This window comes from Pseudomonas sp. Irchel s3h9, assembly GCF_900187475.1.
Classification (GTDB): domain Bacteria; phylum Pseudomonadota; class Gammaproteobacteria; order Pseudomonadales; family Pseudomonadaceae; genus Aquipseudomonas; species Aquipseudomonas neuropathica.
Genome location: NZ_FYDH01000003.1, coordinates 304,621 through 326,889, shown reverse-complemented (window position 1 = coordinate 326,889; position 22,269 = coordinate 304,621). Strand labels below are relative to the sequence as shown.

The window sequence follows — 22,269 nt, the reverse complement described above, 5'->3', positions numbered from 1 at the left end:
GGTGCGAGATCATTCAAGTTTGGATGATCTCGAGCAGTTTATTGCTTTTTATTGTTTTATATTTTTACTTTATACGGGAGCTGTGTTTTTTACTCTGGGGCTATTTGTTCTGTTCATCTGCAGAGTTATCCTTCTATATTTTTTAGGGTTAGTTATCTCGGCTATCAAGCCCCCGCTTCTCAATAATTCGAAATACATCGCTCACATCCTGCACCATGATCCTGGCGATGTTGGTGACGGTATTGATGTCGTGTTCAGCGTGATCGGGGAGGCGGGTGCAGGCGATGAGGTCGAGGTATTTGAGGACGGCGGTGAGGCGTTCAGAGGCGCAAGCGTGAAGGTCGCGTAGCGGGGCATTGGCGTCGATGAAGAGGACCGGGTGGTCGGTGGCGGGGTGGGACATTTTTGCGTAATGGTGGAGCGGTTTGTCTATCGGCATAAGTAAAACTTCCTCGTATCCGGGAGAGAAGCTACTGCCATTCGCTGCGAGTCGAAGGGTGGTAGCTGTGTGCGGGTTCGCAGACCGAGGATACGAGGAACCCGGCAGACCCGAAGGTCTCCCACACACAGCCACCATTGAACGGATTTCGGGCGCTAGTGCGACCGCCACCGTTTTTAGGGGGCGCTAGGTTACTACACGTATCGTCGGGGCTGCGAAACCCTGGTGCTGAATTTGCTCAGCGACAGACCCACTCTAGGCATCAATTTCACCAGCCACAACCGACCTGTAGGATGTGAAACCCGTACCCGTGGCGAGGGCGCTTGCTCCCGCTCGGCGACACATCCGTCGTAATTCGGGGCGTGCGGTATCTCTGGGAGAAACGGACTATCCGGTTTTGGCGCAGCTTCGCAGCCCAGCGGGAGCAAGCTCTCTCGCCACCTGGGGTGTTTTCCTACGAAGTTTTCAGACGTCGAAATTGCGCGAGCCTTTTGGGCGATAACCATTCGTCCGACACACCGCACCTTCGCCGCACACCTCCTTCCAATACTGTAACTCCCCACGCAAAGGAAGAGCCACCATGCTGAACCATAAAATCGCGGTGTTTACCCTCGCGGCGTTGCTGTCCGGCAGTTCGCTGTACGCGATCGCGGCTGGCGAAACGCCGACTCCGACAGCGAACGACGGCAACAGCCAGACTCGTGAACCGGCGTCTCCAGCCACCAATGCCGACCCGGATGCCGATTCGCTGCCCAAGGGTGGTGATGGTGGCAAGACCGACAATGGGCCGGTGCCTTCTGCCTCCAAACCCAGCCCTGCGGGTCAACCGTCCGGTAGCAGCAGTGGTGGTAATGGCGGTGGTTAAAGGAAATCGCGCACTAAAAAGCCCGGTTTTTTAAGCCGGGCTTTTCTTTGTCTGTCGCAAGCGTGGATATCAGTCGTTTACTTCGTTTTCCAATGCCCGCCGCCATTCTCACAATCAATCCGCGCCTGCGCCAAATGTTCCACGTCGTAGTAATACGTGGTCACTTGTGCGTTGTCGGGGATGTTTAGGGCTTTGGCGTTTTTGTCTTTGCTGGTTGAGTGCGGGTTGGCCAGGGATTCCTGGGTGATCGTGGCGATACACGTGGCCTGGTAGTGATCGGCGCAATGTTCAACCTTGGTTTTTGTGCTGTTGAGCATGTCTTTGCTTTCGTTGCTGCACGACCAGTCGATGGAGTTGACGGGCATGCCTTCGTATTCATAACAACTGTGGGTTTCCACCGCTGGTACCGAGGCGCTGGAGGATTGGGTCTGGACGTCGCAGCCTTCGGCCATGACGCAGGTGGGGATGATGGCGAAGGTGGCGATCAGAAGCAGGAAGCGAATGTTCATCGGGGTTTCCTCTTCAATGGCGCCGTGTCTGATCGGTGATTTGGCGCTAATACAGATTCGAGATTCTGTGGAGGAGGGAGGTTCCATCGGGTTTTTGATTTGCTCCCGTCGCGTACACTGCGAAACAATCAGAAACATTAGCGCCCAAGGAATGGAGCATCACCATGATGGTCATCGGTAGCCGCAACAACGCTCCCACGACGCAACACAAAACCCACGACGTCTACATTTTCAGCATCGACCTGTCCCGGCCGGCCACGCCTTTGTGTTTCGAGCAGTCAATAGGTGGCGGGCATGCCGAGCAGGGCGGTGCGCGATGGTTGGCGCTGGATGAGCTGGACGCCTGGCCCGGCGATTGGCGTGAGCATCTGAACAAGGCTGATTGTGCCTGGGTTGCCGAATTGATCGATGCTCATCCGAAAGCCGATCAGGCTACCTTGGTGTCGTTGATTCTTCAGCGTCATTCCGGGCCTGCGGAGCCAGTCGGACGATTGAAAGCAATCGGCAACTGGCTCAAACGCAACATCCATGTCGGCGGCCGCTACGGCGTCTAACCCTCGGAGACTCCCATGACCCAGACCCTCGAACGCGCTATCGCCATCGCCGCCACGGCCCACGCCGGGCAGGTCGACAAGGGCGGTGCACCGTACATTCTGCATCCGTTGAAAGTCATGTTGCGCATGAGCACGCAGGAAGAACGCATCGTCGCCGTGCTGCACGATGTGGTTGAGGATTGCGGTATCAGTCTCGATGACTTGCGCAAGGAAGGTTTCAGCGAGGAAGTTTTGAGCGCTATCGAATCCGTGACCAAAGTGCCGGGCGAGTCCTATGAAGACTTCGTCGACCGCGCCGCGCAGAACCCGATCGGTCGGGTGGTGAAATTGGCGGATCTGGAAGAGAACAGCGACTTGTCGCGGATTGCCTCGCCGAGTTGGGAGGACCTCGAACGAGTCGAGAAATATCGCCGCGCGATTGGCCGGTTGCGCGGCTGAAAACGAATACATCCCCTGTAGGAGCTGCCGAAGGCTGCGATCTTTTGATCTTGCTTTTAAAAACAAAAGTCAAAAGATCGCAGCCTTCGGCAGCTCCTACACGGGTTGTGGTGTGTCAGGTAAAAAGCCAGGAAGGCGACTATGAAATCCATTCTCTGTTTGTTGATGGCTGCCGGTTTCGGCGCGCTGTTGCAGTTCGAAGGCGTACCCCATGGCCTGCTGTTGGGTTCGATTGTCGTTACCGCATTGTTTGCCAGCAAAACTGGTATCGCGCCGGCAACTCCTTATGGACTGGGCTACATCCAGGTCACGCTGGGCATCGCCACCGGGCTGATGTTCGAAGCGTGGGACAGCGAGACGGCCTCGACGATGTTGCCGAGCCTCGGCGTGTTGCTGATTTGCCTGGCAGTGCAGATCGCATTGGCCGGATGGTGGCTGACGCGCGGTGCAGGCTGGAACCGCACTGATGCGCTGTTGGCGGTTTATCCCGGTGCGCTGGCCGCAGTGTTCGATCTACTCGAGTCGGAAAAGGCGTCGAGCAAGGTCATCATCGTGCATCTGATGCGCTTGCTGCTCATCACGGTGTTGGTGAGTTTCTTGATTCCCGGTCAAGCCGCTGCCGTGGCGGTTGCCGATGGTGATCCTTTAACGACAGGCATGGCACTGACCGCGTTTTCGGTGATCGCGTTGAGCGTGCTGCTCGGGCGCTTACTGCTGGTGATCGGTGTACCGGCGCCGTTCATGCTCACGGCGATCATCATTACGGCGGTGTTTGTGAAATCGGGATGGTTGCACGGGTTTCACATGCCGGACTGGAGTTTGAATCTTGCGGCGCTGATTCTCGGCGTGCGGATCGGCTCACGGTTTCAAGGTCTCGGCTTCGCGGAGCTGACGCGTCACGGCCGCACGGCGTTGGTCTCGGTTGGTTTGATGATCGTGGTCGCGGCGGTGTTTGCTGAAGTCGCGGCACGCTGGTTGGGCAGCGATCCGCTGTCGCTATGGCTGGCGTATATGCCGGGGGCGATTGAGACGATTGCGATTGTCGCGTTTGGTGGCGGGCTGAATGTGGTGTTTATTCTGACTCACCATCTGAGCCGGATGGTGTTGCTGCATTTCGCGCCGGCGTTGTTGGTGCAGGTGCGTCGGGCGCGCGAAGAAGCCTGACCGGAGCCACTGATGCCTGCATGTTGCGGTGTGTCAGTTAGATCCGTCCCCCTCACCCCAGCCCTCTCCCCCAAGGGGGCGAGGGGGAAGGGAGCCGATTGTGGGCTGTTCAAAACTTGAGTTCGGCTCGATATACCAGGTCGGCGTAGCTCGAAAAAACAACTCGGTCAGTCCCCTCTCCCTCTGGGAGAGGGTTAGGGTGAGGGGCTTTTGCTCTACGTGGTCGATGCGGCGCTAGCGGATGTGTGATTGGAAGCCTTCGCTATCCGGTGCGATATCGCTCTTCAACGTCAAAGCAGGAATTTCGTATTCGCCGCCATTCTGCTGCCGAAACCCAATCGGCCGCGCACTCCACAACTCATCCAGCCGCCGCCCCAGCTCATCACAAGTCTCGGCATACCGCGCCGCATCCATCCGACTAGTCCGATACACCACAAACGGTGGCACCACTTCAAACCCCGGGTAGTACAAAATCCCGTGTTGAATCGGAAACAACAAATCATCAATCGGCCCGTTAATCCCACGCGGTGCGTAGTGCGATTCCCAGCCACCGGTGGTGACCATCAACATCGCCCGTTTGCCTTTCATTTTCCCTTCGCCATAACGCTCGCCCCAGCGACTGTCGGAGTGTTCGCCGACGCCATAGGCAAAACCGTAGGCGTACACCCGATCGACCCAACCTTTGAGAATCGCCGGCATGGTGAACCACCACAGCGGAAACTGCAGAATCAGCGCGTCGGCCCACAACAGTTTTTCCTGCTCGCGAGCTATGTCGGTAGCCTGAGTGCCTTCGGCGTAGGCGACTTTCGAGTCGAGGGAGGCGTGGAACGGTTTCGTCGCGTCGCGCTGCGGGGCGTCGTCGGCGTCGAGGGTGGCTTTCCAGTTCATCGCGTAGAGGTCGGAGACCTGCACGGTGTGGCCGGCGGCTTGCAGGCGCTGGACGCTGAAGTCGCGCAGCGAGCCGTTGAGGGACGTCGGTTCTGGGTGCGCGTAAACGAGTAAGACATTCATGTTGAAGCTCCGTTAGCTGAGTAACAGCAGGATCGGCGTTCAACAGGTATATTGGAAATGAATGTCTGATATGTCTGGTATAGCCATGAATAATTTGAGACGACTGGATATCAATCTACTGCTGACCCTCGATGTGTTGCTGTCGGAGCACAACGTCACCCGCGCGGCACAACGGCTGAACCTGTCGCAGCCGTCTGTGAGCGTGCATCTGGCCAAGTTGCGCGACATCTTTGGTGATCCGCTGCTGTTGCCCGGGCCGCGTGGTATGCGCCCGACGGCGCGCGCCGATGAACTGCGTGAACCGTTGCGCGAAGCGTTGGAGGCGTTGGCGAGGGCGGTGGCGCCGGCCAGTGCGTTCGACCCGGCGCAGGCGACGCACACCTGGAAAATCGCCGCGACCGATTACGGCGAGACGACGGTGGTGCTGCCGGCGCTGAACGGCTTGCGCGTACAGGCGCCGGGCACGCGGCTGGCGGTGGTCGATCTGACCCCGGCGCATTTGGTCAAACAGGCCGAGCAGGGTGTATTTGATCTGGCGCTGCACATCAGCGAAGACGCTCCGCCGGAGTTGTATCGGCGACCACTGTTCACTGAGCGTTATGTGTTGGCCGGCCGTATCGGCCATCCGGGATTGAAGTCTGCACCCACACGCAAGCAATTCTGCGCGCTGGAACACGTCATGGTGTCGCGCGAGGGCGGGGGCTTTTTCGGGGTGACCGATCGGGCGTTGGCCGATGTCGGGCTGATGCGCAAAGTGGTGTTGTCGGTGCCGCACTTTCTGATGGCGATGTCGGTGTTGGCCAGCACCGATCTGGTGGCGATGCTGCCGTCACGCCTGGTGCATGGCAACCAGGCGTTGCAAGTGGTCGACGCGCCGCTGGAAGTACCCGGTTACGAGATGGCGATGTTCTGGGGCGAGCGTTCGCATCGCGATCCGGCGCACAAATGGTTGCGCGAGCAATTGCTGGCGTCGGTCTGAGGCGCTGTCAGGCGTGGCCGAGGGCAATCGCAAACGACACGACGATCATGCACGCAAATGCAAAATTGAGATTCATGAGGTGTTCATCCTGAGCCTTTTAGAGTGGGGCCATTCTGAACAGGTTGAAAGCAAAGAAAAAATTCGCCTTGTTGATTCCAATGATCGAAACAATTGATACCCCGTCGGTTTGTGTTCGTGCAAGGCTTTCGCTAATCTCGCGAAACCTGCAATTACAAGCACAAACAGGCACAACCATGCACGATCATTCCGCGGCTGAACTACCATCCCTGCGCCGGCAGAAAATCCTCTTGCTCCTCGAACGTGACGGCAAAGTTATGGCGTCCGAGTTGAGTCAGCACTTCGCAGTCTCCGAAGACACCATCCGCCGCGACCTCGCCGAACTGGATAACGCCGGGCTGGTGCAACGCGTGCACGGCGGGGCGCTGCCGCGTCCGAAAGACTCCGGCAAGGACTATTTCACCCGGCTGGACGAGACGGATGAGGTGAAAATCCGCCTGGCGCAACGGGCGGCGCAGGAGATTGAAGACGGGCAGATTGTGCTGTTCGATTCCGGCTCGACCACGTTGCAGGTGGCGCGCTCGTTGCGTGCAGATATCAGTATCACGGCAGTGACGGCTTCACCGATGACGGCGATTGCGCTCTCGGAATTCAAGGGGGTGAAGGTGATTCTCGCCGGCGGCCAGTTGAACCCGCGGACGATGGCGGCGGGAGGGCATGAGGCGCTGCGGCTGCTGGCGGGGATCAAGGCAGATCTGGCGATTACCGGGGTGTGCGCGATTCATCCGGAGATGGGGATTACCTCGCTGCATTTCGATGAAGTGCCGGTGAAGCAGGCGATGCTGGAGGGCGCGACGCGGGTGATTGCGGTGACTTCGGCGGACAAGTTGGGAGCGGTGGAGCCGTTTGTGGTGGCGCCGTGTACGCGCCTGCATACGTTGATTACCGAGCGGCATGTGGCGTCGGGGAGTGTCGAGGATTACCGGCGGTTGGGGATTGTGGTCGAGCAGTTGGCGGATTGAAGTTTTGTAGTGGGGCTGATGGCCTCATCGCTGGCAAGCCAGCTCCCACAGGTTTTTGCGGTGTACATGAAATTTGGGTACGCCACGGACACTGTGGGAGCTGGCTTGCCAGCGATGGGGTCAGCAGGATCAACACAGGCTTAGCGAAGTCGCTCAAGCATCTGGTAATACCACATCCCCGCCGCCAGCAACGGGTTACCCAACAAATTCCCCATCGGCACGCGAATGTGCTGGCACTGGGCAAACGTGTCGAACTGCTCCATCTGCCCAGTGATCGCCCGGCTCATGATTTCGCCCATGATGTGCGTCGTCGCGATGCCGTGCCCCGAGTAGCCCTGGCAGTACCAGACGTTGTCCGAGAGCTTGCCCAGTTGCGGGATGCGGTTGATCACGATGCCCATCGCGCAGCTCCACTGGTAATCGATCTGCACGCCTTTGAGCGCCGGGAAGGTTTGCTCGATGCACGGGCGCAGTTCGGCGGCGATGTCCCGTGAATCCTTGCCGCTGTAGTTGGCACCGCCACCGAACAGCAAGCGGCCGTCGGCGGTGAGGCGGTAGTAGTCGAGCACGAAACGGCAGTCGTACACTGCGAGGTCTTCGGGGTTGATCTGTTTTGCCAGATCGCCCAGTGGCGCGGTGGTGACGATGCCGCCCATGGCCGGGAAAATCTTGCCCTTGAGCTGTCCCGGTTCGAGCTTGTGATAGACGTCGCCGGCGAGCATCACCTGCTTGGCGTCGATCTGGCCGTGGGCGGTTCTTACGCTAGGCGAAGCGCCGTGAATGATCTCCAGCACTTCGCTGTTTTCGAAGATCAGTGCCCCGAGACTTTCCGCCGCCCGCGCTTCACCGATGCACAGGTTGAGCGGGTGCAGATGCATGTTGCGGGTGTTCTTGATTGCGCCGTGGTACAGGTCGCTTTGCAGCAGGTCACGCACTTGGCTGCGGTCGAGCAGGCTGACCTCATCGCCTAATCCGCGCCGTACGGCTTCTTCATAATCTTTGCGCAAGTCGGTCATGTGGCTGGGTTTGTACGCAGCGTGTAAGTGGCCGTGTTTGAGATCGCATTGAATGCCGTACTTGTCGACGCGTTGCTGGATGATTTCATGTCCGCGCCAGCGCAGGTGCCAGATGAAATCATCGACCTCGTCGCCGAGTTTCGCGCGCATCTGTTTGCGCATCGCACCATCGCCGGAAAGGCTGCCGGTGACTTGTCCGCCGTTGCGCCCGGTGGCGCCCCAGCCGATCTTGTGGCTTTCGACGATGGCGACTTTCAGGCCTTTTTCGGCGAGTTCGACAGCGGTGGCGACGCCGGTGAAGCCGCCGCCGATGATCACCACGTCGACCTTGTGCCGGCCTTGCAGGGTCGGGTAGTTGGTGTCTTGGTTAAGGGTGGCGGTGTAGTAGGAATTGCAGCGTTCGGTCATGTCAGTGTCCACACGAATTCTTAGGTTGTACGCGCTCCCCTGTAGGAGTGAGCCTGCTCGCGATGAGGCCATGTCAGACACATTATTGCTGAATGACACACCGCTATCGCGAGCAGGCTCACTCCTACAGGGGGTAGGGGTGAGTCTTCAGGCCTCGGTGAGATACCAGCGCCAATCCTGCTCACCCACCTCGGCCATGAACTGCCGGTACTCGGCACGCTTCACCGCCAGATACACCCCGAGAAATTCCTGCCCCAAGGCATCCCGTGCCCACACCGAATTCTCCAGCGCCTGCAGCGAGGTCAACCAATCGGTCGGCAACAATTCCTTCGCCTGCGCATAACCATTGCCCTCAACCGGCGCACCGGGATCAAGGTCTTCACGAATGCCACGATGAATCCCGGCAAGGATCGCCGCAGCGGCCAGATACGGGTTGGCATCGGCGCCGCAGATGCGGTGTTCGATGTGCCGAGTGTTGGCCGGGCCACCGGGTACGCGCAGGCTGACGGTGCGGTTGTCGACGCCCCAGGTCGGCGCCAACGGTGCATAGCTATTGGCCTGGAAGCGCCGGTACGAGTTGGCGTTCGGGCAGAACAGCAGCAACGAATCGAGTAGCGAGGCGAGCATGCCGCCAATCGCCGTACGCAGGAGCGGGGTGCCGGCCGGGTCTTCCGAGGCAAAGAGGTTACGTCCCTCGCCATCGGCCAGACTCACATGCATGTGCATGCCGGTGCCGGCCAGATCATCGAACGGCTTGGCCATGAACGTTGCCTGCATGCCGTGCTTATGGGCGATGGCTTTGACCAGACGTTTGTAGCGCACGGCTTGGTCCATCGCCTCCAGCGCATCGCCATGTTCAAGGGTGATTTCCACCTGACCCGGCGCGTATTCGGAGATCGCCGTGCGCGCCGGAATGCCGTGCAGTTTGCAGGCGCTGTAGAGGTCGGCGAGGAACGGTTCGATCTGCTCCAGTTCACGCAAACCGTAGACTTGGGTGTGTCGCGGTCGACCGCCGTCCGCGTCCAGTGCCGGTTGCGGGCGGCCGTTGTGATCGCGTTTGGCATCGAGCAAGTAGAACTCCAGTTCGCAGGCCATCACCGGGTGATAACCCTCGGCCTTGAGCCCGTCGATAACCTTGATCAGCAAGTGTCGCGGGTCGGCGATGCTCGCGGGCATGCCCTCGGTCGGATGCATGCTGACCTGCACGGCGGCGGTCGGAATCTTGCGCCATGGCAGGCGTACCAGACTGCCTTCCAGCGGATAGGCACGGCAGTCGATGTCGCCGACATCCCAGACCAGACCGGAGTTTTCGACGTCTTCACCCTGTACGGTCAGGCCGAGGATGGTGCTGGGTAGCGGCCGACCGCTTTGGTACACGGCAAGCAGTTCTTCGCGGTGCAACAGCTTGCCGCGCGGCACGCCGTTGGCGTCGAGGATAAACAGCTCGATCATGTCGATATCGGGGTTCTGTTCAAGGAACAGGCGTGCGTCTTCAATAGCTGCGAATTTCATAACGATCACTCACGATGGCGCCGCACAGGCGCGCAGATTCGGGCCGGGCACGACGCGACAAAAAGGCGTAGGTGTCCTGGCAGGGATATCAAGAAGTAGGGGACTGTCGCGGTTCTTTAACGGACGCGATCAGACAGACCGGGCGATATCCGGCGGGCGTGCGGAGTGACGCAGCTTGGAACGGCGCAGGGCCATGGGGAGATTGACGATACGATTCATACGCCGCCCCTGTGAGAGAGGGCGCGCAGGGTAGAGACGTTCAACGATTCTGGTTGTTGTAGTGACGTACTCATAACGCGTGTTTCCGTTGGCGGAAAACGTCGGTGGCGGGCTGAGCCGCCGACCGGTGTGCCCGGATAGTAAGGGGGAATTCGCGGGCGTGTAAACGGGAGATTCGCGGGCCAAAGTTCAGCGCATCAGGTGAAAGCCCAGCCCGGCGAGGGCGCAAACGATCAACACACTGATCACGCCGCGTTTGAAAACGAACAAAGCCAATGCTGCCGCCACCGCCAGCATCAGCGAAAACAGATCCAGCGCCCCGGCAAAACCGTTTGGCCACAACACGTGATAGGCGAAAAAACACGCCAGATTGACAATCACCCCGACCACGGCGGCGGTGATCGCCGTCAACGGTGCGGTGAACTTCAGTTCGTTGTGCGTCGATTCCACCAACGGCCCGCCGGCGAGGATGAACAGAAACGAGGGCAGGAAGGTGAACCAGGTTACCAGGGTTGCTGCCAGTGCGCCGGCAGCAAAGGCATGTTCGGGGCCGAACGCCGGTTGCACATAGGCACCGACGAAACCGACGAATGCCACCACCATGATCAGCGGCCCGGGAGTGGTTTCGCCGAGGGCGAGGCCGTCGATCATCTGCGTCGGCGTCAACCAGCCGTAATGCCCGACGGCGCCCTGATAGACGTAAGGCAGCACCGCGTAGGCGCCACCAAAGGTAAGCAGCGCGGCTTTCGTGAAGAACCAGGCCATTTGCGTGAAGGTGCCGTCCCAGCCGAACAGCACTGTCAATAACGCCATCGGCAAACACCAGAGCACCGCACCGATCAACCCCAGACGCAGCAACTTCGGCAGACTGAAACGGGCGTGTTCGGGCGCCGGCGTATCGTCGTCGATCAACGCCGCGCCGAAGGATTTCTCGCTGTTACGCGCACCTGCGTTGCTGAACCGTTGCGGCGCGAATCGTCCGCCCAGATAGCCGATCAACGCGGCCCCGAGGACAATCAAAGGGAAGGGCACGTTGAAGGCGAAAATCGCCACGAACGAGGCGCCGGCAATCGTCCACAGCCAGGCATTCTTCAATGCACGCGAGCCGATGCGATGCGCGGCGTGCAGCACAATCGCGGTGATCGCCGGTTTGATCCCGTAAAACACCCCGGCCACTGCCGGCACGTCACCGAAGGCAATGTACAGCCAGGACAACGCGATCAGAATGAACAACGACGGCAGCACAAACAGCGCACCGGCGATGACACCGCCCCAGGTGCGATGCAGCAGCCAGCCGATGTACGTCGCCAATTGCTGAGCCTCGGGGCCGGGCAGCAACATGCAGTAGTTGAGTGCATGCAGGAAACGTTTTTCGGAGATCCAGCGCCGGCGCTCGACCAGTTCTTGATGCATGATCGCGATCTGCCCGGCCGGCCCGCCGAAACCGATGCAGCCGAGTTTCAGCCAAAAACGCCAGGCCTGGCGCAGGGTGACGGGATCGGGGCGGGGCAGGTTGTTCGGCGCTGTGCTCAAGCGGAGACTCCGGAGTTGGGTCCTGGCGGAGCGGCTATCTAATCAGACTTTCAACCCTCACCCCAGCCCTCTCCCAGAGGGAGAGGGGGCCGACCGAGGTGTCTGGCGTTATCCATCGACCTGGAAGATCGAGTCGATTATGGATTGGGTCTTCAGCTAAGGGTCAGAGGGAGAGGGAGCCGACCGAGGTGTCTGGTGTTATCCATCGACCTGGAAGATCGAGTCGATTATGGATTGGGTCTTCAGCTAAGGGTCAGAGGGAGAGGGGGCCGACCGAGGTGTCTGGTGTTATCCATCGACCTGGAAAATCGAGTCGATTATGGATTTGGTTACCAGCCGCAGGGGCTGGCGCAGGCGTCTGGCATCGTCCATCGATCTGACAGATCCCATCGATTATGGATTCACCACAATTCCTTCAGGTCGGCGTACTTCTGCAATATCCCCCAATCAGTCCCCTCTCCCTCGGGGAGAGGGCTAGGGTGAGGGGCTTTTGCTTTTCAGGCATGCGCCATACTCCAGTGCAACGCCACACCCAAACAACTTCCGCGCCTCGGCAAAACACTTCTCGGCAATCGCCGAGCGCGGTTCGGTCTTGCGCATCACCAGGCCCAGCGGCGCGAGCACGCTGGCATCCGGCAACTGCATGAACGACAGGTGCTCGATCGGCTCTTCCAGGCCACTGTCCAGCGGCATGATCGCGCAGCAGAAGCCTTGGTGAATCGCCTGCAATAGCTGATAGGTTGAGTCGCTTTCCATGATCGGCTGCGGACTGAGTCCACGGCTGCGGAAGCTCAAGTCGATGGATTTACGGTAATGCATGCCGGCGGTGATCATCCCCAGCGGCAGTTCGGCGGCGTCTTCCCAGCTCATTTGCGAGCCTTCGAACTGGAAGTGGCGGTTGTCGTAGAGCAGACCGACACGGGTTTCGCCGATCTCGAAAAACTCGAAATAGTTCGGGTTGACGTGATCCAAATAGCACACGCCCAGATCGAGCTGATTGTTGCCCAGCCGGGCGATGATCTCGTCAGAACTGAGCGACGATAGACTGAACTTCAACTCCGGATACGTCCCCGACAAACCCTGAATGTAATTGACCGGGTTGAAGCTGCTCAGCGGCACCAGGCCCAGACGCAAGCTACCCACCAGTTGCCCGCGACACGCCGCCGCTTCGGCGAACAAACCGTCATGGGCCGCGAGCAAGGTGCGTGCCCACGCCAATACGCGCTCGCCGGCCTGGGTGAAACCTTCAAAACGCTGGCCACGGTTGACCAGCACCAGATCCAGCTCGTCTTCCAGATTGCGCAGGCGCATCGACAACGTCGGTTGGGTGATGTGGCAGCGGGCGGCGGCCTGGCCGAAGTGTCGGGTTTCGTCCAGCGCGATCAGGAACTTGAGTTGTTTGATGTCCACGATGGCACCTGCTTGATGGGGATTTTTTGATTGAGTAGTAACGCAGATGCGCGGGGCGCACGAAAAGCGCAGGTTGCGACGATCTCATCTGAACAGTTGTTCGTCCAATCAGAAGTGCTTGAAGGACTATCGATCAGCTCTATAAGGCCCGGTTTTACTGGCATGCAACAACGTGAAAGGCACCGATAGAGGCGGTCGATAATGTGGTTGGCCGGAGTGATTAGACACTGCTCATAAGTGGCACTTAGGCTGCTCGGCAATGTTGATTAAATGCTGCCGGAGAACTGCCATGAGCGCAAAAGCCGATGCCCTGTTTGTCCCCCTGAATATTGCCGTGCTGACGGTCAGCGATACTCGCGATTACGCCAGCGATACCTCCGGCCAGTTGCTCGTCAGTCGTTTGCTGGAAGCCGGGCACACCTTGAGCGAGCGCAACTTGCTCAAGGATGATCTGTACAAGATCCGCGCGCAGGTCGCCCAGTGGATCGCCGACGAAGGTATTCAGGTCGTGCTGATCACTGGTGGCACCGGATTTACCGGTCGCGACAGCACGCCGGAAGCGGTGGCCTGTCTGTTCGATAAACACATTGACGGCTTCGGCGAACTGTTCCGGGCGATTTCGATTCTGGATATCGGTACGTCCACCGTGCAAAGCCGTGCGCTGGCCGGGCTGTCGAACGGCACGTTGGTGTGCTGCCTGCCCGGTTCGACCGGCGCCTGTCGCACCGCGTGGGAAGGCATTCTTGCCGAACAACTGGATAACCGTCATCGCCCGTGCAACTTCGTCCCGCACCTGAAAGCCGTGCAAGCCTGTGGGCCACGCGGATGAGCAAGGCACCGCTGATGCCGGTCGAGGACGCTCTCGACCAATTGCTCGGCATGGCCAATGAGCAACGTCTGGCCGACAGCGAACTGCTGGCGCTCGACGATGCGCGTGGGCGGGTGCTGGCCAGTGATCTGGTGGCGACACTCGACTTGCCGCCGTGGCCGAACAGCGCCATGGACGGTTACGCGCTCAATCTCACCGATCTGCACCGACAGCCGCTGAAGGTCTCGCAAAAGGTTTACGCCGGGCAGGCGCCGGACACGTTGCTGCCCGGCACCTGCGCACGGATTTTTACCGGCGCACCGCTGCCGCCCGGCGCTACCTGCGTCGAGATGCAGGAGAACGTCGAAGTGCTGGAGGACAGCCGCGTGTGCTTCTTGCAGCCACTGAAAGCGGGGCAGAACATCCGCGCGCAAGGTCAGGAAAATCGCGTCGGCGACATCCTGCTGCGCGCCGGCAAACGCCTTGGACCGTTCGAACTGGCGGTCGCCGCCGGGCAAGGGCTGGCGCAACTGCACGTGGTGCGTCGCCCGCGTGTGGCGTTGTTGTCGACCGGTGATGAACTGGTCGAGCCGGGTCAGCCGTTGCGCCCCGGCAGTATCTACAACAGCAACCGCGTATTGCTCGGCCACTGGTTGCGGGAGCTGGGCTGCGAAGTGATCGACGCCGGCATCCTCCCGGATCGACCGGCGCAGACGCGGCTCAAACTTGAGCAACTGCAAGTGAGCGCTGATCTGATTCTGACTACGGGTGGCGTGTCTGCCGGTGATGCCGATTGCCTCGGACAGGTACTACGCGACAACGGCAAACCGCTGTTGTGGAAACTGGCGATCAAGCCTGGCAAACCGCTGACGGTCGGGCATTTCGGCACGGTGCCGGTGATAGGTTTGCCGGGCAACCCGACCTCGGCGCTGGTGACGTTCGGGTTGTTGGCACGGCCGTATCTGCTGCGCATACAAGGCGTGGAAGATCTCATGCCGCTGAGCTTCACAGTCAACGCGGGTTTCGATTGGCACAAGGCTGGCGGCCGTCGTGAATACCTGCGGGTGAAGCTGGAAGCGGGGCGAGCGGTGCTCTATCCGAATCAAAGCTCCGGCGTCCTGCTCGGCGCGACCTGGGCCGATGGCCTGGTGGAAATCCCCGAGAACAGCACGCACAACCTCGGCGACCCGCTGCGCTTTATTCCCTTCAACGAACTGTTCTGACCTCAACACCAATCAAAACTGTGGGAGCTGGCTTGCCAGCGATGGTGGCAGGTCAGTTGGCGTTGATGTTGGCTGATACGGCCTCATCGCTGGCAAGCCAGCTCCCACAATGATTTGAGGTGATGCTTGATGTTGAGGATGTACACAGAACCTGTGGGAGCTGGCTTGCCAGCGATGGCGGCAGGTCAGTTGGCGTTGATGTTGGCTGATAAGGCCTCATCGCTGGCAAGCCAGCTCCCACAATGATTTGAGGTGATGCTTGATGTTGAGGATGTACACAGAACCTGTGGGAGCTGGCTTGCCAGCGATGGCGGCAGGTCAGTTGGCGTTGATGTTGGCTGATACTACTCATCGCTGGCAAGCCAGCTCCCACAATGATTTGAGGTGATGCTTGATGTTGAGGATGTACACAGAACCTGTGGGAGCTGGCTTGCCAGCGATGGCGGCAGGTCAGTTGGCGTTGATGTTGGCTGATACGGCCTCATCGCTGGCAAGCCAGCTCCCACAATGATTTGAGGTGATGCTTGATGTTGAGGATGTACACAGAACCTGTGGGAGCTGGCTTGCCAGCGATGGCGGCAGGTCAGTTGGCGTTGATGTTGGCTGATAAGGCCTCATCGCTGGCAAGCCAGCTCCCACAATGATTTGAGGTGATGCTTGATGTTGAGGATGTACACAGAACCTGTGGGAGCTGGCTTGCCAGCGATGGCGGCAGGTCAGTTGGCATTGACGTTGGCTGATACGGCCTCTTCGCGAGCAGGCTCGCTCCCACAGGGTTTTGAGGTGTCTGGAGAGCTAAGGATCAGCTCAGCACATAGTCCACAGGCTTCAGCGCCGGGGGGACTTCTGCGCCAAGCTCAGCGAGGATATCGCGTTCGATGGTGCGCACCAGCGCATCGGTTGGCAGGTCGTTTTCATCGCGGCCGAAGGGGTCTTCCAGTTCATCGGCAATCGCATCCAGGCCAAAGAACGTGTAGCTGACAATCGCCGTGAACAACGGTGTCAGCCAGCCCAGCGGTTCGGCCATGGCGAAAGGCAGCAGGATGCAGAACAAGTAAATCGTCCGGTGTAGCAACAGCGTGTAAGGAAACGGCAGCGGCGTGGTCTTGATCCTTTCGCACACCGCTTGCGCCTGGGTCAGGCTGGTCAGGTGATTGGCCAGCAGCATGTAGCGCCACTCAGTCAGTTCACCGTTCTGATGCAGATCGGAACACTGCTGGCCGACCGTTTGCAAAATGCGCCCGCTGTAATCCGGCGTCTGCGGATCAGGTTTGGGAATGATCCATTGGCTACTGGCGTCCGCTTCACTTTCCTTGCGCAACCGCGCGTTCAGCGCATGAGCAAAGCCACACAGATTAAGCAGCAACGGCTTGCGTTCAGCCGATTCACGAATCACATGGGTTTCGCGAATCACCGAGCGAATGTGCACGATCACCTCGCCCCAGGCTTTACGAGCTTCATACCAACGGTCATAGCAGGCGTTGTTGCGAAAACTCATGAAGATCGACAGCGACAAACCGAGCAAGGTAAACGGCGTGGCATTGACCTTGGTGAAGTTGCTCGGATGGAGGATTTCCACCAGGACGATGGCCGAGGCGAGCAGGGTGACCATCAACGTGCGCATGGCGATGCGCTTGGCAATCGAACCCTTGAGGGTGAAGAGAATGGCGAACTGGTTGACCTTGGGTCTGATGATCATGCTGTGCGGTTCCGATAACCGATGAAACTGGCGGGATCAGCCGCCGGTCATGTTCATGAAGCGCACGACCTGAACGTCGTCGTTCACTTCGAAATTGTGCCGATACGGCTTGAGCTTCATCGCCTCGATGATGGCTTTCTCCAGCCGCTGCGGTTGCCCCGGATGCGCACGCAGCACCGCTTTCAGATCCACCGAATGCTCGTTACCCAGACACAGTAGCAGGCGCCCTTCGACGGTGAGGCGCACACGGTTGCAGGTGCCACAAAAGTTGTGGCTGTGCGGTGAGATAAAACCCAGGCGAATCTCCGGTGCCTCGGCCAGCCGCCAGTAGCGCGACGGGCCTTGAGTCGATTCTGCCGAGTCGATCAGGGTGTAGCGCTCGGCGATTTTTTCGCGCACCTGCGCGCTGGAGAAAAACGACTCTGCGCGACTGTGTTCACTGATGATCCCCAGCGGCATCTCTTCGATGAAAGAGACGTCGAGCTGACGATCAATGGCGAAGCTGACCAGATCGTTGATCTCCTCATCGTTACGGCCCTGCATCACCACGACGTTGAGTTTAGTGCGGGTAAAACCGGCCTTGCGCGCGGCATCGATGCCGTTGATCACCTGCGCCAGATCGCCCGTGCGGGTCATCTGTTTAAAGCGCTGCGGATCGAGGCTGTCGAGGCTGATGTTCAGGCGCTTGACCCCAGCGTCGAACAGCGGCGCGGCGAGTTTGCCCAGTTGTGAACCGTTGGTGGTCATGCACAACTCGCGCAGGCCGGGCAGGGCGGCGATCTGCTCGCACAGCTTGACCACGCCCGGACGGATCAGCGGCTCACCACCAGTGAGACGAATCTTGCGTGTGCCGAGGACAACGAAGCTCTGCGCCAGTTGATAGATCTCTTCCAGCGTCAGCACTTGCTGGCGTGGCAGAAACTGCATGTCTTCGGCCATGCAATAGACGCAGCGGAAATCGCAGCGGTCGGTCACCGACATGCGCAGATAGTCGACGCGGCGGTTGTAACCATCGATCAAGACACGCTCTGACAAGGAAGCCTCGCAGGAATGAAAACCGCTGTGGAAAGAGTGGGGGCAACGTAGGTTATGGGCAGCGTTCCATGGCGTCCAATCACTGTTAGTGACTGATCGATTGACGCCATCGATGACCCGAGTTTTGAGTATCACAGATCATGGATACACCGCTTAGCACTGAGGGAGCTGTGTTGGCCGAGAATGACGGGGATTGCACCGATCACTGTGGGAGCGAGCTTGCTCGCGAAGGCGTCAGGTCAGACAATGTTGATGTTGAATGTACTGGCCTCTTCGCGAGCAAGCTCGCTCCCACAGGGGAAGGTGGTGAACTTGAGAGCGGCTTATTGAGCGCCAAACATCGCGGTCCAGTAGATGCCGGCGCTGCTTTTCGGGTCGGTCGCGTAGGCGGCGCCGAGTTCCTGGTATTGCGGGTTCATCAGGTTGGCGCAGTGGCCGGGACTGGCGAGCCAGCCTTCGACGACTTTGTGCACGGTGTCCTGGCCGGCGGCGATGTTTTCGCCGACCTGTTGGCCGCTGTAACCGGCGAGTTCCGCGCGATCGCCGGGGGTGCGACCGTCGCGGTCCTTGTGGTCGAAGTAATTGTTGTTGGCCATGTCGCGGCTGTGATCCTGGGAGATCGTGCCCAGTGTCGTGTTCCAGGCCAGCGGTGCGGCAGCGGCAAAAGCCTGACCCCCACACTGTCGTGCCTGACTGCGGGCGACGTTGAGTTCACTGAGCAACTTCTGTCCTTCACTTTGCGCATCCCCCAGCTTGGCCGACAGCAGCGGCCGCGCCAGCACGATGCGCCAGTCACGGTCGTCGCGGCTGACACCAACATCGACAAACTGCGGATCGAGCACCACCTGACAGAAACTTTCCTGAATCGCCTTCATCGCCGACGCCGCATCGCGCGGGCCGTTGAGCGTGATCGCCTGCACATTGACCATCGGGTAGCTGGCGCTGGCCATGGCTTGTTGCAGATCGACAGCACCGCTGGCGCGTAATCTCAGCCGTGGATCAGCCGACAGCGGCGGCAGTTCATTGGACGCCTGCGAACCACAACGCTGCGGTTGGCTGCGGTAGCTGTTGATCGACTCGATCAATTGCGACTCATCGCCAGCCAGCGCCGGAATGGCAAACATAACGCCCACGGACAAAGCGGCAAGACGCAGAACGAATGGCATGAAGCGCATGGAAATCTCCCTTGAGCTGAATGCGCCCATGATGCGCGAAAGGCCCCCGGTGAGTGCAATGTCTTTTTTCTTCATTCAGCGGTTTTTCTGCGCAACTTTGTCTCTGGGTTTGCCGTCTACACTCACCGAAGACCCCGGGATACGGGTGTCTCCCCGACGTAACACCTTGCCCGACTCGGGCGCTGCCGGAAGAACAGACATGGGATTGAAAGGCTGGGCGGGTTGTCTCGTATTCACCCTGTTGGCAGGCTCTGCATGGGCCACCGATCAGGCCCCGATCAAAGCGAAGGCTGAAGAAAAAGCCCAAGTGCTGGAAGAGAAAGCGGCGGACAAGGTTAGCGCCGCACCGGCACCGAAAGCCGAAGCCATCACCCCGACCGAAGTGCAAGCGGTCGACCCGGCCGGCGCGGCGCCGCTGGACGATCCGATCACTTGCCTGGCGCGCAGTATCTATTGGGAAGCCAAAGGCAAAGACACGCTGGAAATGGAAGCGGTGGCCAGTGTGGTGATGAATCGCCTCGGCCACGAAGGTTTCCCCGACACGGTGTGCGCTGTCGTCAAACAAGGTTCGGAAACCAAGAGCTGCCAGTTTTCCTGGTGGTGCGACGGGCGTCCGGATCAGGTCAAGGAAGATGCCGAATACACGCTGGCCAAGGATATCGCCCGCAAAGCGCTGAACCGCCAGCTCAAGGATCGCACCAACGGCGCGCTGTATTTCCACGACCGCAATGTGCATCCGAGCTGGGCCAAGGAATATCGCAAGACCGCTGAAACGAAAAAATTTCTCTTCTACAAACCTGCCGGCGGCGACGCGCGCTAAGCGCAGACCTGCCGCACACAATCACGCAACCAGCGATGCGCCGGGTCAGCGTCCATGCGCGGATGCCAGAGCATCGACACACTGATGTCCGGCATCGCGAAGGGCAGGGCAAAGCTGTGCAGGCCCGTGCGCAGTTTGCTGGTATGACGCTGCGGGACCGTGGCGATCAGGTCTGACTCACGCACCAGCGTCAGCGCCGCCGAGAATCCACCGAACGAGGTGACGATGTCCCGCGTCAGACCGAGCGCGAGTAACGCTTCGTCTACTGGTCCGCTGCTGCGCCCGCGTCGTGAAATGAGAATGTGCTCGCCGCCGGCAAAGCGCCTGCTGGTGATTTTTCCCGAACTCAAGGCATGCCCCTCTCGAACCACACCGATCCATTGATCCTGAAACAGGATGCGGCTGTGCAGCGTCGGATCGGTGCTGTCATCGACCACGCCGGTTTCCAAATCGACGCGGCCTTCGCGCAGCGGCGTGCTGTCCTTGTCGGCTTTTTGCACAAAGCGCAGGCGTACATCGGGCGCTTCTGCAGCGATACGCGCGAGCAGGGCAGCGGCGAAGGTTTCAACAAAGCCGTCGGTGTTGCGCAGGGTGAAGGTGCGTTGCAAGCGGCGCGGGTCGAGCACCTCGGCAGGGCGTAAAACCGCCTCGGCTTCCTGCACCAGATGACTGACCCGCTCGCGCAATTCGAGTGCGCGCGGCGTTGGCACCAGGCCACGACCTGCTCGCACCAGCAAGGGATCCCCGGTGGTTTCGCGCAAACGGGCGAGGGCGCGACTCATGGCCGACGGGCTCAACCGCAGGCATTTGGCGGCGCGGGCGACGCTGCCTTCGCGCAGTAACACGTCGAGGGTGATCAGCAGGTTCAGATCCGGGGTGGTCATAACATGGCGTTCCATGCAGGTATTGAGTGCAAAGCATGCGTCTTGCGCCGTGTGTTGTCGAGGCTCAGGCTTTGACGCATCACCTTTGCACTGTGAGCCTGCCATGCCCCAAGAACCTCTGAGCACTCCCGCCCGCTGGGCGCTGACCAGTCTGGCCTTGTCGATGTTGATGCCTTCCCTGGACACCAGCATCGCCAACGCCGGCTTGCCGATCCTCGCGACGGCGTTCGAGGCGACGTTTCAACAGGTGCAATGGATCGTGCTCGCTTACCTGTTGGCGATCACCACGTTGATCGTCAGCGTCGGGCGTCTGGTCGATGGTTTTGGTCGACGTCGACTGCTGTTGATCGGGATCGGCATTTTCACCAGCGCTTCGTTGGCCTGTGCGCTGGCTCCCGGACTGGGTTGGCTGATCGGCGCACGGGCGGTGCAAGGCGTCGGCGCGGCGATCATGTTCGCTTTGACAGTGGCGTTGGTGGCCGATGCGGTGCCGAAGACGCGGGCAGGCAGTGCGATGGGCTTGCTGGCGACGATGTCGGCGACGGGCACCAGTCTTGGGCCGTCGCTGGGTGGGTTGTTGATGACGCATGTCGGCTGGCAGGCGATTTTCCTGCTCAACGTGCCGCTGGGCTTGCTCAATGTCTGGCTGGTGTATCGCTTTCTGCCGGTGGATCGCGCAGCAGGGCCGCGAGTGACGTTCGATTATTCTGGCAGCGCGGTGCTGGTCTTCACGCTGGCGGCCTATGCGCTGGCAATGACGCAGGAAGGTTTCATGTTGCCGTTGCTGCTGGCCAGCTTGGGCGGCGCGGGCTTGTTCTTCATGATCGAGAAGAAGGCCAAGGCGCCGCTGATACGCTTGTCACTGTTCGCTGACCGGCGATTGAGCAGCAGCCTGGCGCTGACCTTGCTGGTGACGACCGTGATGATGACCACGCTGGTGGTGGGACCGTTTTACCTGAGTCGCGGATTGGGCCTCAGCAGTGCAGTGGTCGGCTTAGCGTTATCGCTCGGGCCGTTGTTGTCTGCGTTTGGCGGTGTGCCGGCCGGGCGTCTGGTGGACCGCTTCGGCGCGCGGCGCATCGTGCCGGGCGCGTTACTCGCCATGGCCTGCGGTTGTGGCTTGTTGGCGCTGTTGCCGATGAGTCTGGGGTTGCCCGCCTATTTGCTGTCGATTGCAGTGGTCGCCGTCGGCTATGCGCTGTTTCAGGCGGCGAACAACACCGGGTTGATGGCCGGAGTTCGTCAGGAGCAACGCGGTGTGGTTTCGGCGATGCTTGGATTGGCACGTAATCTGGGGTTGATCACCGGGGCGGCTGTGATGGGTGCAGTGTTTGCGCTGGCGGCGGGCGATCCGACTCAGGCCCCTGCAACCGCCATTGCCAGCGGCTTGCACATCACTTTTGGCGTCGCGGTGGCATTGATGGCTATGGCTTTGATCATAAGCCGAGCGCAGTTCAACTGTAGGAGTGAGCCTGCTCGCGATAGCGGTGTGTCAGTTAATGAGGATGTTGGCTGAACCACCGCTATC

General features: G+C 59.8%; 21 protein-coding genes. 10 read left to right on the top strand and 11 right to left on the bottom strand.

The features are described from left to right. Window positions 1-148: 148 nt before the first annotated feature. Window positions 149-439 carry a fructose-bisphosphate aldolase gene (locus CKW26_RS06510; protein WP_095047956.1) on the bottom strand — a complete coding sequence of 97 codons (291 nt, stop codon included), beginning with the start codon at window positions 437-439 and terminating at the stop codon, window positions 149-151. A gap of 580 nt (window positions 440-1,019) precedes the next feature. Here CKW26_RS06510 and CKW26_RS06505 point away from each other — a divergent pair. Continuing rightward, a complete protein-coding gene (locus tag CKW26_RS06505) occupies window positions 1,020-1,304 on the top strand; it encodes a hypothetical protein (protein WP_095047955.1) in 285 nt (94 codons plus the stop codon). Between the two features lie 77 nt (window positions 1,305-1,381). Here the strand turns inward: CKW26_RS06505 and CKW26_RS06500 are convergent, their stop codons facing one another. Then, window positions 1,382-1,813, bottom strand: a complete 432-nt coding sequence (locus tag CKW26_RS06500) for a hypothetical protein (RefSeq protein ID WP_095047954.1) — start codon at window positions 1,811-1,813, stop codon at window positions 1,382-1,384. 164 nt (window positions 1,814-1,977) lie between these two features. Between CKW26_RS06500 and CKW26_RS06495 the strand changes: the two genes are divergently transcribed. The 3 genes from CKW26_RS06495 to CKW26_RS06485 all read left to right on the top strand — a co-directional run bounded on the left by CKW26_RS06495 (window position 1,978) and on the right by CKW26_RS06485 (window position 3,969). Continuing rightward, window positions 1,978-2,367: a hypothetical protein gene (locus CKW26_RS06495; protein WP_095047953.1), complete on the top strand. Its 390-nt coding sequence runs from the start codon at window positions 1,978-1,980 to the stop codon at window positions 2,365-2,367. Between the two features lie 15 nt (window positions 2,368-2,382). Continuing rightward, window positions 2,383-2,805: an HD domain-containing protein gene (locus CKW26_RS06490; protein WP_095047952.1), complete on the top strand. Its 423-nt coding sequence runs from the start codon at window positions 2,383-2,385 to the stop codon at window positions 2,803-2,805. Window positions 2,806-2,946: 141 nt separating this feature from the next. Next, window positions 2,947-3,969, top strand: coding sequence for an AbrB family transcriptional regulator (locus CKW26_RS06485; protein WP_095047951.1), 1,023 nt, complete (start codon window positions 2,947-2,949; stop codon window positions 3,967-3,969). Window positions 3,970-4,203: 234 nt separating this feature from the next. Here CKW26_RS06485 and CKW26_RS06480 read toward each other — a convergent pair whose 3' ends face one another. Beyond that, a complete protein-coding gene (locus CKW26_RS06480; RefSeq protein WP_095047950.1) occupies window positions 4,204-4,980 on the bottom strand; it encodes an NAD(P)H-dependent oxidoreductase in 777 nt (258 codons plus the stop codon). Between the two features lie 85 nt (window positions 4,981-5,065). On the opposite strand from CKW26_RS06480, the gene CKW26_RS06475 reads away from it, so the two are divergent. Continuing rightward, window positions 5,066-5,959 (top strand): LysR family transcriptional regulator, encoded by an 894-nt coding sequence (locus CKW26_RS06475; RefSeq protein ID WP_218251731.1) that lies wholly within the window; start codon window positions 5,066-5,068, stop codon window positions 5,957-5,959. A 254-nt stretch (window positions 5,960-6,213) separates the two neighbouring features. Then, window positions 6,214-6,999: a DeoR/GlpR family DNA-binding transcription regulator gene (locus tag CKW26_RS06465; RefSeq protein ID WP_095047948.1), complete on the top strand. Its 786-nt coding sequence runs from the start codon at window positions 6,214-6,216 to the stop codon at window positions 6,997-6,999. Window positions 7,000-7,139: 140 nt separating this feature from the next. Here CKW26_RS06465 and CKW26_RS06460 read toward each other — a convergent pair whose 3' ends face one another. The 4 genes from CKW26_RS06460 to CKW26_RS06445 form a co-directional block, all read right to left on the bottom strand. Next, entirely contained in the window at window positions 7,140-8,423 is a 1,284-nt protein-coding gene (locus CKW26_RS06460) for an FAD-binding oxidoreductase (RefSeq protein ID WP_095047947.1), read from the bottom strand. Between the two features lie 147 nt (window positions 8,424-8,570). Beyond that, window positions 8,571-9,935 carry a glutamine synthetase family protein gene (locus CKW26_RS06455; RefSeq protein WP_095047946.1) on the bottom strand — a complete coding sequence of 455 codons (1,365 nt, stop codon included), beginning with the start codon at window positions 9,933-9,935 and terminating at the stop codon, window positions 8,571-8,573. A gap of 408 nt (window positions 9,936-10,343) precedes the next feature. Then, on the bottom strand, window positions 10,344-11,687 hold the full coding sequence (gene chrA, locus CKW26_RS06450) for a chromate efflux transporter (protein ID WP_095047945.1): 1,344 nt from the start codon (window positions 11,685-11,687) through the stop codon (window positions 10,344-10,346). Between the two features lie 474 nt (window positions 11,688-12,161). Beyond that, window positions 12,162-13,097 (bottom strand): LysR family transcriptional regulator, encoded by a 936-nt coding sequence (locus CKW26_RS06445; RefSeq protein WP_095047944.1) that lies wholly within the window; start codon window positions 13,095-13,097, stop codon window positions 12,162-12,164. Between the two features lie 289 nt (window positions 13,098-13,386). On the opposite strand from CKW26_RS06445, the gene moaB reads away from it, so the two are divergent. Both moaB and glp read left to right on the top strand, forming a co-directional pair. Further along, a complete protein-coding gene (gene moaB / locus CKW26_RS06440; RefSeq protein WP_095047943.1) occupies window positions 13,387-13,926 on the top strand; it encodes a molybdenum cofactor biosynthesis protein B in 540 nt (179 codons plus the stop codon). Then, the gene (gene glp / locus CKW26_RS06435) at window positions 13,923-15,128 is read left to right on the top strand and encodes a gephyrin-like molybdotransferase Glp (protein ID WP_095047942.1); all 1,206 of its coding nucleotides are present in this window, start codon (window positions 13,923-13,925) and stop codon (window positions 15,126-15,128) included. The genes moaB and glp overlap by 4 nt, the downstream gene beginning before the upstream one ends. Window positions 15,129-15,930: 802 nt before the next feature. Here the strand turns inward: glp and CKW26_RS06430 are convergent. The 3 genes from CKW26_RS06430 to CKW26_RS06420 form a co-directional block, all read right to left on the bottom strand. After that, the gene (locus tag CKW26_RS06430; protein ID WP_095047941.1) at window positions 15,931-16,827 is read right to left on the bottom strand and encodes a bestrophin family protein; all 897 of its coding nucleotides are present in this window, start codon (window positions 16,825-16,827) and stop codon (window positions 15,931-15,933) included. Window positions 16,828-16,863: 36 nt separating this feature from the next. Then, a complete protein-coding gene (gene moaA / locus CKW26_RS06425; RefSeq protein WP_095047940.1) occupies window positions 16,864-17,862 on the bottom strand; it encodes a GTP 3',8-cyclase MoaA in 999 nt (332 codons plus the stop codon). Between the two features lie 323 nt (window positions 17,863-18,185). Then, a complete protein-coding gene (locus CKW26_RS06420; RefSeq protein WP_095047939.1) occupies window positions 18,186-19,037 on the bottom strand; it encodes a CAP domain-containing protein in 852 nt (283 codons plus the stop codon). 199 nt (window positions 19,038-19,236) lie between these two features. Between CKW26_RS06420 and CKW26_RS06415 the strand changes: the two genes are divergently transcribed. Further along, window positions 19,237-19,857, top strand: coding sequence for a cell wall hydrolase (locus CKW26_RS06415; RefSeq protein WP_095047938.1), 621 nt, complete (start codon window positions 19,237-19,239; stop codon window positions 19,855-19,857). Here the strand turns inward: CKW26_RS06415 and CKW26_RS06410 are convergent. Beyond that, entirely contained in the window at window positions 19,854-20,741 is an 888-nt protein-coding gene (locus tag CKW26_RS06410) for a LysR family transcriptional regulator (protein WP_095047937.1), read from the bottom strand. The two genes, CKW26_RS06415 and CKW26_RS06410, sit on opposite strands and share 4 nt — an antisense overlap. A 103-nt stretch (window positions 20,742-20,844) precedes the next feature. Between CKW26_RS06410 and CKW26_RS06405 the strand changes: the two genes are divergently transcribed. Further along, window positions 20,845-22,257, top strand: a complete 1,413-nt coding sequence (locus CKW26_RS06405; protein ID WP_095047936.1) for an MFS transporter — start codon at window positions 20,845-20,847, stop codon at window positions 22,255-22,257. Window positions 22,258-22,269: the final 12 nt, after the last annotated feature.